13 protein-coding genes are annotated in these 12782 nt (G+C 69.5%); 10 read left to right on the top strand and 3 right to left on the bottom strand.

The window, feature by feature from the left end:
- Window positions 1-105 precede the first annotated feature (105 nt).
- Entirely contained in the window at window positions 106-456 is a 351-nt protein-coding gene (locus AB0N06_RS05570) for a DUF3817 domain-containing protein (RefSeq protein WP_366133411.1), read from the top strand.
- Complete coding sequence (locus AB0N06_RS05565; protein WP_030916057.1) at window positions 453-746, top strand: MTH1187 family thiamine-binding protein; 294 nt, start codon at window positions 453-455, stop codon at window positions 744-746. Before AB0N06_RS05570 ends, AB0N06_RS05565 begins: the two co-directional genes overlap by 4 nt.
- A 54-nt stretch (window positions 747-800) precedes the next feature.
- Here the strand turns inward: AB0N06_RS05565 and AB0N06_RS05560 are convergent, their stop codons facing one another.
- Window positions 801-1799, bottom strand: a complete 999-nt coding sequence (locus AB0N06_RS05560) for a DUF5937 family protein (protein WP_366133410.1) — start codon at window positions 1797-1799, stop codon at window positions 801-803.
- Window positions 1800-1873: 74 nt separating this feature from the next.
- On the opposite strand from AB0N06_RS05560, the gene AB0N06_RS05555 reads away from it, so the two are divergent.
- The 4 genes from AB0N06_RS05555 (at window position 1874) to AB0N06_RS05540 (ending at window position 6043) form a co-directional block, all read left to right on the top strand.
- Window positions 1874-3355, top strand: coding sequence for an MFS transporter (locus AB0N06_RS05555; protein WP_366133409.1), 1482 nt, complete (start codon window positions 1874-1876; stop codon window positions 3353-3355).
- A 10-nt stretch (window positions 3356-3365) separates the two neighbouring features.
- Window positions 3366-3875: a MarR family transcriptional regulator gene (locus AB0N06_RS05550; RefSeq protein WP_366133408.1), complete on the top strand. Its 510-nt coding sequence runs from the start codon at window positions 3366-3368 to the stop codon at window positions 3873-3875.
- A 59-nt stretch (window positions 3876-3934) separates the two neighbouring features.
- Window positions 3935-4267 carry a DUF3817 domain-containing protein gene (locus tag AB0N06_RS05545; protein ID WP_366133407.1) on the top strand — a complete coding sequence of 111 codons (333 nt, stop codon included), beginning with the start codon at window positions 3935-3937 and terminating at the stop codon, window positions 4265-4267.
- 75 nt (window positions 4268-4342) lie between these two features.
- Window positions 4343-6043, top strand: a complete 1701-nt coding sequence (locus tag AB0N06_RS05540; protein ID WP_366133406.1) for a methylmalonyl-CoA mutase family protein — start codon at window positions 4343-4345, stop codon at window positions 6041-6043.
- 33 nt (window positions 6044-6076) lie between these two features.
- On the opposite strand, the gene AB0N06_RS05535 is transcribed toward AB0N06_RS05540, so the two are convergent.
- Entirely contained in the window at window positions 6077-6706 is a 630-nt protein-coding gene (locus AB0N06_RS05535; protein ID WP_366133405.1) for a TetR/AcrR family transcriptional regulator, read from the bottom strand.
- 318 nt (window positions 6707-7024) lie between these two features.
- On the opposite strand from AB0N06_RS05535, the gene AB0N06_RS05530 reads away from it, so the two are divergent.
- The 4 genes from AB0N06_RS05530 (at window position 7025) to AB0N06_RS05515 (ending at window position 11184) form a co-directional block, all read left to right on the top strand.
- Complete coding sequence (locus AB0N06_RS05530) at window positions 7025-8002, top strand: tetratricopeptide repeat protein (RefSeq protein ID WP_366133404.1); 978 nt, start codon at window positions 7025-7027, stop codon at window positions 8000-8002.
- Between the two features lie 598 nt (window positions 8003-8600).
- Complete coding sequence (locus AB0N06_RS05525; protein ID WP_366133403.1) at window positions 8601-9245, top strand: DUF6230 family protein; 645 nt, start codon at window positions 8601-8603, stop codon at window positions 9243-9245.
- 93 nt (window positions 9246-9338) lie between these two features.
- Window positions 9339-9905: a DUF6114 domain-containing protein gene (locus AB0N06_RS05520; protein WP_366133402.1), complete on the top strand. Its 567-nt coding sequence runs from the start codon at window positions 9339-9341 to the stop codon at window positions 9903-9905.
- Window positions 9895-11184 (top strand): hypothetical protein, encoded by a 1290-nt coding sequence (locus AB0N06_RS05515; protein WP_366133401.1) that lies wholly within the window; start codon window positions 9895-9897, stop codon window positions 11182-11184. Before AB0N06_RS05520 ends, AB0N06_RS05515 begins: the two co-directional genes overlap by 11 nt.
- 104 nt (window positions 11185-11288) lie before the next feature.
- Here the strand turns inward: AB0N06_RS05515 and pyk are convergent, their stop codons facing one another.
- Window positions 11289-12719: a pyruvate kinase gene (gene pyk / locus AB0N06_RS05510; protein WP_366133400.1), complete on the bottom strand. Its 1431-nt coding sequence runs from the start codon at window positions 12717-12719 to the stop codon at window positions 11289-11291.
- Window positions 12720-12782 lie beyond the last annotated feature (63 nt).

Below are 12782 nucleotides of genomic sequence, written 5' to 3'. Positions count from 1 at the left end.
TCAACCGGCCCCCGCCCCTGGGCCCGGTGGGGGCCGATGCCACAATGGGACACGCTTGTGCCTGTATTCACAAGCTGTGACGACCCTCCCACCGAAGGTGCCCTCGTGGACATCAAGACCGCTACCGCCCTGCACCGGCTGCGCCTCATCTCGATCCCCGAGGCGCTCTCCTTTCCGGCGCTGATCATCTTTGGCTCGATCCTCAGCCGCGTCTCGGACATCGACTTCCTGATGATGCCGCTCGGCATGCTGCACGGCGTCCTCTTCGTGACCTACGCCGTCCTGCTGCTGGACGTCTGGTCCAAGACCAAGTGGCCGTTCAAGCGCGTCGCGTTCTTCTTCCTGCTGGCGCTGCTGCCGTTCGGCGGGCTGTACGGCGACAAGGTGCTGAAGCGCTACGAGGCCGACGGCGTCATCGCCGCCCGAGCCCGCCGGGAAGGCGTGGTCGAAGCGTGATCGTCGCCTTCTCCGTCAGCCCGCTGGGGGTCGGCGAGGACGTCGGCGAATATGTCGCCGACGCCGTCCGGGTCGTCCGCGAGTCGGGGCTGCCCAACCGCACGGACGCCATGTTCACCTCCATCGAGGGCGAGTGGGACGAGGTCATGGACGTCGTCAAGCGCGCCGTCGCAGCCGTCGAGGCCCGTGCCGGACGTGTCTCCCTCGTACTGAAGGCCGATATCCGGCCCGGTGTCACCGACGGTCTGACCTCCAAGGTCGAGACGGTCGAGCGGTACCTCGCCGGCTGACGCCTCTCGCATCATCCGGAGACCCCCCGCGCCGCACGGCGAGGGGGGTCTCCGTCACCCGGGGTGCGTTTCGGGCTCCACCGCCAGCGCGATCCCGAGCGGCGTCCGCTCGTACAGCACCTGATGCCCGTACCGCCGCGAGGTCAGTAGCCCGGCCGCCCGCAGCACGGACAGATGCTCCGACACGGAGGACGGCGCGAGGCCGAGCCGGTGGGCGAGGGCGCTCGTCCCCGCCGGTTCGTCGAGCGTGCACAGGATGTCGGCCCGCGCCCGCCCGAGCAGCCGCGCGAGCGTTTGCGGGGTACGGTCGGCGGGTTCCGTCCACAGACCACCGATCCCGCGCGCCGGATAGATCACTGCGGGCTGGTAGGGCGGCTCGTACCCGCTGACCACATCTGGCCAGGCGAAGACGCTCGGCATCAGGACGAGACCCTGCCCGCCGAGCACCCGGGAGTGGCGGCCCCGCATCCCGACGAGCGTGAGCGTCGAGTCCGCCCAGCTCAGCTGGGGACTCAACTCGCCGAGCAGCCGCGCGAAGCCGACCGCCGCGAGTCGGCGCGAGTGGTACGCGATGTCCGCCTCCAGCAACGCGCGCAGCCGCGGCCAGTCCGGCTCGACCAGGACCCGCCACGCCTGTTCCAGAAGCGCGGACAGCTCCCGTTGCGCGCGGGCGGGGTCGTCGAGCACCGCCCGTCCGGCGGGGGAGTCCAGCGCCCCCGGCACACACGCGAGCGTCAGCGCCAGATCCTCACGGACGAGCTCGGGGTCGAGGGCGCGTACCCCGGCGATCTCCTCCTCGAACGAGGCATAGGGCCCGAGCGGTGGCGGGCTGAGAAAATCCGGATTGTGCCCGGCCTCCGGCATCAACGACCACAGCGGCCCGAGGTCCAGCCCCTCGGCGGCGCTCCGGATGCGCCGCAGCCACGGCTCGTGGTAGCCGTGGTTCCCGGGGCGCAGAAGGGTGCGTACCGCCTGTTGTGTCTCCCAGAGCGGGGAGAGGGCGAACCTGCAGCGCAGCAGATCGCTCTCGTCGAAATGCAGATGGAACGGCATCGGCGCACCTCGCGAAGATTCGGTGTCAGCCGAAAGTTTATGGAGTGCGGGCCATGCTCCTCCACGCTGCGTCCATGCCGAACAACAGCCCCGCCCCGGCGGGCGGCCCCCGCGACACGGTGGACCTCCCGAGCGGCCCGACGGGCCCCTCACCCCAGGACCCGTCAGCCGCATGCCGCGCCGCGAACGTCCGCCCCGCAGGAGCGGCGCCGTCCCCGGCCCCGTCCCCGAAGCGCGCCGACCCCATCGACCCGAACCCATCGCCCGCGCTCCGGGCTCCGGCTTCCGCCCCGGACCCCGGCACCCCCCGCGGCTACCGCGCCGTCTTCGCCGTACGGGAGTTCCGTGCCGTCTTCGCCGCACACATGCTCTCCCTTCTCGGCGTCGTCGTCAGCGAGCTCGCGCTCACCGTCCTCGTCTACGACCTCACCGGCTCGCCCCTGCTCAGCGCCCTCACCTTCGCGCTCGGCTTCCTCCCGTACCTCGTCGGCGGCACGCTCTTCGCCGGGGTCGCCGACCGCTACCCCGCCCGCCGGGTCCTCGTCACCTGCGATCTGATCTGCGCGGGCTGTGTCGCCGTCATGGTGCTGCCCGGTACCCCCGTCGGCGGGCTCCTCGCGCTGCGCTGTCTCGTCGCCTCCGTGTCGCCCGTCTTCACCGGGACGCGTATGGCCGCGCTCACCGACATCCTCGGCGAGGGCGATCTCTACGTACTGGGCCGCTCCCTGCTGCGGATCGTCTCGCAGAGCGCACTGCTGATCGGCTTCGGGGTGGGCGGTGTGCTGCTCGCCGCGGTCTCCGCGCGCGGGGCGATCACGATCACCGTCGGGACCTTCCTCAGCTCGGCGGCGCTGCTCCGCTTCGGCACCCGCAACCGGCCCGCCCGGAGCGCCCGTGACGGAGGCGGTGCCCTGCTGGGGGACTCGCTCGCCGGAGCCCGTACCGTCCTCGCCGACCGCAGGATCCGCGCGCTGATGCTGCTTTTCTGGCTGCCGACGATGTTCGTCGTGGCACCGGAGGCGCTCGCCGCACCGTACGCGGACGAGATCGGTGTCGGCCCAGCCGCGCTCGGACTCCTCATGTGCGCGATGCCGGTCGGTCACATCGGTGCCGAGCTGTACGTGGGCGCGGCGCTCAGCCCGCGCCTGCGCTCCAGGATCGTGCTGCCGGTCGCCGCCGTGGGGCTGCTGCCCCTCGTGCTGTACGGGTTCCGTCCCGGCATGGTGCTGAGCGTCGTCGCGCTCGTGCTGGCAGGGGTGGGGGCGGCGTACGTCATCGGCCTCGACCAGTGGTTCGTCGACGCCGTTCCGGAGCAGCTGCGGGGCCGGGCCATGACCCTGCTCACCGCCGGGCTGATGACGGTCCAGGGCATCGGCATGGCCCTCGCCGGGCTCGCCGCCGAATTCGTCCCCGTACATCAGGCGGTCGCCGGGGCCGCTGTGATCGGTACGGTGTGCACGCTCGTCCTCGTCCGCGAGGTCAGGAGCACGCAACCCGTGCACGGTCATCGGACCGAAGTTCGAGACGGGGCCGGCCAGCATATGACCAGTGGGTAAGGTCGATGCCGTGCCGAAGCCGCTCAGTCTCCCGTTCGACCCCATCGCCCGCGCCGACGAACTCTGGCAGCAGCGCTGGGGTCCTGTCCCCTCGATGGCGGCGATCACCTCGATCATGCGTGCGCAGCAGATCCTGCTCGCCGAGGTCGACGCGGTCGTCAAACCGTACGGACTGACCTTCGCGCGGTACGAGGCACTGGTGCTGCTCACCTTCTCCAAGGCCGGTGAGCTGCCGATGTCCAAGATCGGCGAGCGGCTGATGGTCCACCCCACCTCGGTCACGAACACCGTGGACCGGCTGGTCAGGTCAGGTCTGGTCGACAAGCGTCCCAACCCGAACGACGGCCGGGGCACCCTCGCCTCGATCACCGACAAGGGCCGAGAGGTCGTCGAGGCGGCCACCCGGGACCTGGTGGACATGGAGTTCGGGCTCGGGGTGTACGACGCCGAGGAGTGCGCGGAGATCTTCGCACTGCTGCGCCCCCTGCGGATCGCGGCCAAGGACTTCGAGGAGAAGTAGCGCCGCGCGCCCCCGGCCCGCTGCAAGATCGCCCCCGGCGCCCGGTTACGCTCGGCGTCATGAAACGCAGTGTGCTGACCCGGTACCGGGTGATGGCCTACGTCACCGCCGTCATGTTGCTGGTGCTCTGCACCTGCATGGTCTTCAAATACGGCTTCGACACCGGTGCGGGGCTGACGCTCGTCGTCTCCCAGATCCACGGTGTGCTGTACATCATCTACCTGATCTTCGCCTTCGACCTGGGCTCCAAGGCGAAGATGCCGCTCGGCAAGCTCCTCTGGGTGCTGGTCTCCGGCACGATCCCGACGGCCGCGTTCTTCGTCGAGCGCAAGGTCGTCAAGGAGGTCGAGCCGCTGATCGCGGACGGCTCCCCGGTGACCGTCAAAGCCTGACCCGAACCGCCCCGTGCGAAGCACCGGGCGGTTTGTCATCGACATTTACTAGGACGTCCTAGTAAATTGGGGTCCATGGACGCTGACGCGATCGAGGAAGGCCGCCGACGCTGGCAGGCCCGTTACGACAAGGCCCGCAAGCGTGACGCGGACTTCACCACGCTCTCCGGGGACCCGGTGGAGCCCGCGTACGGGCCCCGTCCCGGGGACACGTACGAGGGGTTCGAGCGGATCGGCTGGCCCGGTGAATACCCCTTCACCCGGGGTCTCTACCCGACCGGCTACCGCGGCCGCACCTGGACCATCCGCCAGTTCGCCGGCTTCGGCAACGCCGAGCAGACCAATGAGCGGTACAAGATGATCCTCGCCGCGGGCGGCGGCGGGCTCAGTGTCGCCTTCGACATGCCGACGCTGATGGGCCGCGACTCCGACGACCCGCGCTCGCTCGGCGAGGTCGGGCACTGCGGTGTCGCCATCGACTCCGCCGCCGACATGGAGGTCCTCTTCAAGGACATCCCGCTCGGCGACGTCACGACATCCATGACGATCAGCGGACCCGCCGTCCCCGTCTTCTGCATGTACCTGGTCGCCGCCGAGCGTCAGGGCGTCGACCCGGGGGTGCTCAACGGCACGCTCCAGACCGACATCTTCAAGGAGTACATCGCGCAGAAGGAGTGGCTCTTCCAGCCCGAACCCCATCTGCGCCTCATCGGTGACCTGATGGAGCACTGCGCGCGCGACATCCCCGCGTACAAGCCGCTCTCGGTCTCCGGCTACCACATCCGCGAGGCCGGGGCGACGGCCGCGCAGGAGCTCGCCTACACCCTCGCCGACGGCTTCGGCTACGTGGAGCTCGGCCTCTCCCGGGGACTCGACGTCGACACCTTCGCCCCCGGTCTCTCCTTCTTCTTCGATGCGCACCTCGACTTCTTCGAGGAGATCGCCAAGTTCCGCGCCGCCCGCCGGATCTGGGCCCGCTGGATGAAGGAGGTGTACGGCGCGAAGACCGACAAGGCGCAGTGGCTCCGCTTCCACACCCAGACCGCCGGGGTCTCCCTGACCGCCCAGCAGCCGTACAACAACGTCGTACGGACCGCGGTCGAGGCACTCTCCGCCGTCCTCGGCGGCACCAACTCGCTGCACACCAACGCCCTCGACGAGACCCTCGCGCTCCCGTCCGAGCAGGCGGCGGAGATCGCCCTGCGCACCCAGCAAGTGCTGATGGAGGAGACCGGCGTCGCCAACGTCGCCGACCCGCTGGGCGGTTCGTGGTACGTCGAGCAGCTGACCGACCGGATCGAGGCGGACGCCGAGAAGATCTTCGACCAGATCAAGGAGCGCGGCACCAGGGCCCACCCGGACGGTCAGCACCCCATCGGGCCCATGACCTCCGGCATCCTGCGCGGCATCGAGGACGGCTGGTTCACCGGCGAGATCGCCGAGTCCGCGTTCCGGTACCAGCAGTCGCTGGAGAAGGGGGACAAGCGCGTCGTCGGCGTCAACGTCCACCACGGCTCGGTCACCGGCGATCTGGAGATCCTGCGGGTCAGCCACGAGGTCGAGCGCGAGCAGGTCCGCGAGCTCGCCGTCCGCAAGGCCGCCCGCGACGACGCCAGGGTCCGTGCCTCGCTGGACGCGATGCTGGCCGCCGCCCGTGACGGCTCGAACATGATCGGACCGATGCTGGACGCCGTCAGGGCCGAGGCGACGCTCGGTGAGATCTGCGGGGTCCTGCGGGACGAGTGGGGCACGTACACCGAGCCGCCCGGCTTCTGAGGGTCTTGGAGGAGCTCACAAAACGGCCGTCCGCTACGTGGCGGCTGCCGCGCCCAGCCCCGCAAGCAGCAGAACGGTGAAGCGCCGGGCCCAGTCCTCGTCGACGGGCTCGGCGCTCACCAGCGTCCGGTGCACGACCGCACCGGCGATCACATCGAAGATCAGGTCGGCGGTCGAGGCCGCCGACGCCTCGTCCGGTTCGACGGGCAGCTCGCCGCGCTGCTGCGCCCGTTGTCGTCCCAGCAGCACGAGCCGCTTCTGCCGGTCCACGATCGAATCGCGGATCCGGGCCCGCAGCGCGTCGTCACGGGTCGACTCGGCGACCACGGCCATCAGCGCCGTTCTGGTCTCCGGGCGGTCCAGCAGCGCCGCGAACTGCAGCACCACGTTCTGCACATCGGCCGACAGGCTGCCCAGGTCCGGCAGTTCCAGCTCGTCGAAGAGGGCCGCGACGGCGTCCACGACCAGTTCGTTCTTGCCTGCCCAGCGCCGGTAGAGCGTCGTCTTGGCGACCCCGGCCCGTGTCGCCACATCGCCCATCGTCAGCTTCGACCAGCCGAGGTCGACCAGGGACGCCCGGCAGGCCTCCAGGATCGCCTCATCGGCCGCGGCGCTGCGCGGTCGTCCCGTTCGCGCGGGTTTGGCGTGGCCGTGGCTCAGCATGCCGTGACCATACCCGCCAGTAAGGAGAACCGGCCGGTCGCGTTTGCCGTGAGAGAGATCACTGGACACTCCTGTGCGCGAGGGGTGCGGGACAGTTACGCTACGGGTCGTAGCGTAAGGGCGACGGTCAGGCCGTCGTCACGCCACGAGCGAACGACAGCCACATGTGCCGGGTGGGGACCCGGCGTCGAGAACAGGCCCCTCGAGGGCCATGGGACCGCGGCGGTCCGCGCGTCCCGCACACCGGCGGGTACCACGGACGGATGCGGTTCCCGGATCGCTTTCCGGAACAGTGTGCCGAGGGGGGAGGATGTACGTATGCAGCCTAGGAACATGTCCATGAGCGGCGTCGTCGACCTCGCCGCAGTGAAGGCGGCCGGCGAGGCCAAGGTGAAGGCGGAGCAGGCCCGCGCCGAGGCCGCCCGGCAAGGTGGCGGCGCCGTCCCCCCGTCCTCCCTGGTGATCGATGTCGATGAGGCGGGCTTCGAGCGCGATGTCCTCCAGCGCTCCGTCGAGGTCCCCGTCGTCATCGACTTCTGGGCCGAGTGGTGCGAGCCGTGCAAGCAGCTGGGCCCCCTCCTGGAGCGCCTGGCCCACGAGTACAACGGCCGCTTCGTGCTGGCCAAGGTCGATGTCGACGCCAACCAGATGCTGATGCAGCAGTTCGGCATCCAGGGGATCCCGGCGGTCTTCGCCGTCGTTGCCGGGCAGGCCCTCCCGCTCTTCCAGGGCGCGGCCCCCGAGACCCAGATCCGGCAGACGCTGGACCAGCTGATCCAGGTCGGCGAGGAGCGGTTCGGGCTCACCGGGATCACGGTCAACCAGGAGGCCGCCGGCCCGGAGGACGCCGGGCAGGCTCCGGCCGAGGTGCCCGCGGGACCGTACGACGCACTGCTCGAAGCGGCCGTACGGGCACTGGACGCCAATGACTTCGGCGGCGCCGTCCAGGCGTACAAGAACGTGCTCGTCGACGACCCGGCCAACACCGAGGCCAAGCTCGGCCTCGCCCAGGCCGAACTCCTCGGCCGGGTGCAGGACATGGACCCGCAGCAGGTCCGCAACGACGCCGCCGAGAAGCCGACCGATGTGGCGGCGCAGATCGCCGCCGCCGATCTGGATCTGGTCGGCGGTCATGTCGAGGATGCCTTCGGGCGCCTCGTCGAGACCGTGCGCCGGAATTTCGGTGAGGACCGGGACGTGGCGCGGCTGCGGCTGCTGGAGCTTTTCGAGGTCATCGGCCCCGACGATCCACGTGTCGTCGCGGCCCGTACGGCGCTGGCGCGCGTCTTGTTCTGATGTGACAACGCGGCCGTGGCGTCCCGAGGGCGTCACGGCCGTTTTCGTGATCGGGCGACAACAGTCGCCCTCGCTTTACCAAATCTTGATAAAAGCACGTTCTGTTACTGCCAGTAAATCGTGCGTGAGATTCTGTCCGCTTAAGAACCCCAATTCTCCCTTTCCTCCTTGCGAGAGACGCCACCCTGTGTGGCCGGGCGGCGCCGCCCTGTCGCGCCTTGGTTATCGGGGCGTTACTAGCGAGTAACGAACCCCCTTGTGCGGCGGGCGCTAATGCACCACGATCGGCCACGCTCGGTCCGACGACGCCAGCCCGACCGCCAGTCGGCGCGGCGGCCGATTCGGGTCCCCACCGAGTGGGTCGGCGGCAGTGGCGCCGACCGCGGACAGGGGGGTTCCTGCCGTCCGGCAGGGCCTGTCCGAACAGGTTGCGCGAACGCGCGGCCGGTGGTTGTCGCTCGGGGGTGATCGCCAGTGATTCGGACGCGGTTCACGCCTCCGGTTCCGGCGCTCTCCTTCCCGAGGACGTAGCACTTCTCCCATCCCAGGACGGGCCCAGGCCCGGACCGGAGATGTACGTCCGAGAAGGAGGAAAATTATGAGTTCCCAAGTTCGTGGCGGCACCAGATGGAAGCGCTTCGCTCTGGTCATGGTGCCGAGCGTCGTCGCGACCGCCGCGGTGGGCATCGGTCTCGCGCAGGGCGCCCTCGCGGCGTCGTTCAGCGTGTCCGGCCAGAGCTTCAAGGTGCATGCGGACAAGCTCGTCGGCCACAACTTCGTGCAGTACGGCAGCGTGGCCACCGGCACGAACCCCGAGGGCAAGAACGGGGCGCACGCCGTGGCCGTGTCCGGCTTCAGTGACGCCACGATCACCAACATGTGCCAGTCGGTGGTCACTCCGAACCTTCCGTTCGGCCTCGGCACTGTCACGCTGCAGCTGAACGCGGGTACGAACCCGAAGAAGCCGGTCAGGGCGACCAACCTGTACCTGGACGTCGCCGAGCTCGACACCGACGCGTACTTCGAGAACATCGACATCGGTGTGGCGGCCGGCTCCGTCGGCAAGCCCGGCATCCAGTCCGGCACCGAGGGGGCCGTCAACCCGAACGGCTTCGCGCAGCGCGCCAAGACGGCCGTGCTGAAGGACGTGAAGCAGGAGGCGTGGGCCACCACCGCCGGCACCTTCAAGCTCAGCAACCTGAGCCTGCGGCTGTACAGCGGCCCCGGCAAGGAGTGCTACTAGCACTCGCCGGGTGGCCGGAGCGCCCTTCGGCGTCTCCGGCCACCCACCCCGTTCTCTTCTCACCGCAGTACCGGTTCCAGGGAGCTGTTTTCCATGAGCCCCGAGTCCACAGGGCAGAACGAGCACTACCTCCGCGTCTTCCGGCGGGGATTCCGCACCTGGCGGGGTAACCGGCCGTTCTGGGCGGGCCTGTTCACGATGGTGGGTGGTCTACCCATCGCGTACTTCCCGTACGCCAACATGCACCTCGGCAACATCACGCTGGCGATGTCCACGACGGCCGGTGCGGGATCGCTGATCATCGGGATCCTGCTGATCACGCTGGGCCTCACCATGTGGTTCCACCACATCGTGAGAGTGTTCGCCGGAGTCGCCGCGATCCTGCTGGCACTGATCTCCATACCCGTCGCCAACATCGGCGGGTTCCTGATCGGTTTCCTGTTCTCCCTGCTCGGTGGAGCGCTCTCCATCTCCTGGGCCCCGGGCGAGCCGAAGCCGGCCGCGGCAGATGCCGGTGCTCAGGGCGTGGCGTTCAAGGACGCCGGTTCCGGTACGCAGGAGCCCGAGCCCGAGTTCCAGAGCGTGGCATCGGTGCCCCAGCAGCCGGAGCAGTACGACACGACAGCCGAGGTCGACGGCGGGAGGCATCGTGCGGAGTGACGAGACGCGGCTGAACTCGACCGGTGAGGACCTCCCGACGAGAAGCGGACCGCGTCACGCGGCGCCCAGGAAGTCGCTGCTGACGAAGCTTCACATACCCGCGGGCAAGGCCTTCGCGCTCGCCGCGATGCCGACGGCTGTCTTCGTCGGGATGGGACTCACCCCCAAGCTCGCGCTGGCCGACGACGCGACGGACATCCCGTTCGCGCCGGGCCCCTGTGTGACGCGTTCGGACGAGCCGAGCCAGTCGCCGGAACCCTCGGCGTCCGCGTCGGAGACGAAGACACCGTCCCCGTCCGCCAGCGCGTCCACCGGTGCCGGCGGCAGCGGTGCGGACCGGAGCGCCGAGGCGACACCGAAGCCGTCGGCGACCCCGTCGGCGAACGGAGCGGCGAACCCGCGGAGCATGGCGCCCGCCGCGGCGCCGAGCGCCTCCCCGTCGCCCACGGCGACGAACAACCCGCTCGACCCGCTGGGCGTCGGCGACGCGCTCAAGGACCTCTTGGGCGGACCGGACCAGGAGACGGCGAGCCCGTCCCCGAGCGCCACCACCGCGTCCCCGGAGCCGTCGGCCTCCGCGACGAGCGAGTCCACCGAGAAGCCGGTGGTCAACGAGAAGCTCGTGGCCGAGGTGACGGACGCGGCGAAGGACACGGCCGGCAAGACCGCCGACGCCATCCGCGACGCGGCCGACAAGGCGGGCACGTCGGTCAAGGAGCTCGACGAGAGCGCCAAGGGACTCGACCCCAAGAAGGACGACGACATCCCGGACGGCGCCAAGCAGCCGTTCCCGTGCCCCACAGCCGACCCCAAGGCGCTGGCCGCTGCGGACCTGGAGCAGGGCATTCCCAGGCTTCCGAACCAGCCGTGGATCCTGGAGAGTTCGCTGCTCACCCTCAACGGGCTCGACTACAAGGGCATCGTCGAGGTGGAGAAGGGCGACGGCACCACGAAGAAGGTGCTGAAGTTCACCGCGTCGTCCGTCGACATCAAGGACCTGCACCAGCTGACCGAGGGGCCGGGCGGCACCACCGGCCACGTCCAGGCGCGGACGGGCTCGACGTCCACCATCCGCAACGGCACGGTGACGATGTACACGGAGGAGCTGAAGGGCAACCTCTTCGGCCTCATCCCGATCACGTTCAGCCCCGAGACCCCGCCGCCGTTGAACGTGCCGTTCGCGTTCTTCACCCAGGTGAAGGTCACCCAGGCCGGCCAGTTCGGCGGCACGCTCACGGTGCCCGGGCTGCACAACTACTTCACCGGCGGCACCAGTTGATGAAGTGACTGGTGGACCCGTCAGGGAGCCGCACAAGGCTGTGGCCCGCACCCCCGTCGAAGGGGGGCGCGGGCCACAGCCGTATGCCGGTGCGGGGCGACGCGTCAGTCGCGCGTCCCGCCCCCCACATGGTGCACCCGCACCATGTTCGTCGTGCCCGGGACGCCGGGGGGCGAACCGGCCGTGATGACCATCGTGTCGCCCGCGTTGTAGCGGCTCAGCTTCAGCAGCTCCGCGTCGACCAGGTCCACCATGGCGTCGGTGTTGTCCACGTGCGGCACGACGTGGGCCTCGACGCCCCAGCTCAGCGCGAGCTGGTTACGGGTGGACTCGTCGGTGGTGAAGGCCAGGATGGGCTGCGCGGCGCGGTAGCGGGAGAGCCGGCGGGCCGTGTCACCGGACTTGGTGAAGGCGACCAGCGCCTTGCCGTTCAGGAAGTCCGCGATCTCGCAGGCCGCGCGGGCCACCGAACCACCCTGGGTACGGGGCTTCTTGCCCGGGACCAGCGGCTGCAGGCCCTTGGAGAGCAGCTCCTCCTCGGCGGCGACGACGATCTTCGACATCGTCTTGACCGTCTCGATCGGGTACGCGCCCACGCTGGACTCGGCGGACAGCATGACCGCGTCGGCCCCGTCCAGGATCGCGTTGGCGACGTCGGACGCCTCGGCGCGGGTCGGCCGCGAGTTGGTGATCATCGACTCCATCATCTGGGTCGCCACGATCACCGGCTTGGCGTTCCGCCGACAGAGCTCCACGAGGCGCTTCTGCACCATCGGGACCTTCTCCAGGGGGTACTCGACGGCCAGGTCGCCACGGGCGACCATCACACCGTCGAACGCCATGACGACGCCTTCCATGTGCTCGACGGCCTGCGGCTTCTCGACCTTGGCGATGACGGGGACCCGGCGGCCCTCCTCGTCCATGATCTTGTGGACGTCCTTGACGTCGTCGGCGTCGCGCACGAAGGAGAGGGCGACCAGGTCGCAGCCCATCCGCAGGGCGAAGCGGAGGTCCTCGACGTCCTTCTCGGACAGGGCCGGGACGTTGACCGCGGCGCCCGGCAGGTTGATCCCCTTGTGGTCGGAGATCACCCCGCCCTCGATGACGATGGTCTTCACCCGGGAGCCCTCGACCTCGACGACCTTCAGCTCGACGTTTCCGTCGTTGATCAGGATCGGGTCGCCCTTGTCGACGTCGCCCGGCAGCCCCTTGTAGGTCGTACCGCAGATCGACTTGTCACCGGGGACGTCCTCGGTGGTGATGGTGAACTCGTCCCCGCGGACCAGTTCGACGGGGCCCTCGGCGAACTTCGCCAGGCGGATCTTCGGGCCCTGGAGGTCGGCGAGTACGCCGACCGCCCGGCCGGTCTCGGCGGCGGCCCGGCGGACGCGGTCGTAACGGCCCTGGTGTTCCTCGTGGGAGCCGTGGCTGAAGTTGAATCGGGCCACGCTCATGCCGGCCTCGATCAGAGCGACGAGCTGCTCGTGCGAGTCGACGGCGGGACCGAGGGTGCAGACGATTTTGGAACGGCGCATGAGGCGGATCCTATCGGTTTGTTTCGCTGCGGAATATTCCGGCTGGTGGAAGATACAAAGGGG

It is taken from the genome of Streptomyces sp. NPDC051020 (assembly GCF_040683105.1).
Taxonomy (GTDB): Bacteria; Actinomycetota; Actinomycetes; order Streptomycetales; family Streptomycetaceae; genus Streptomyces.
The sequence above is the reverse complement of the archived record's forward strand: the minus strand, read 5'-3'. Positions and strand labels throughout refer to the sequence as shown.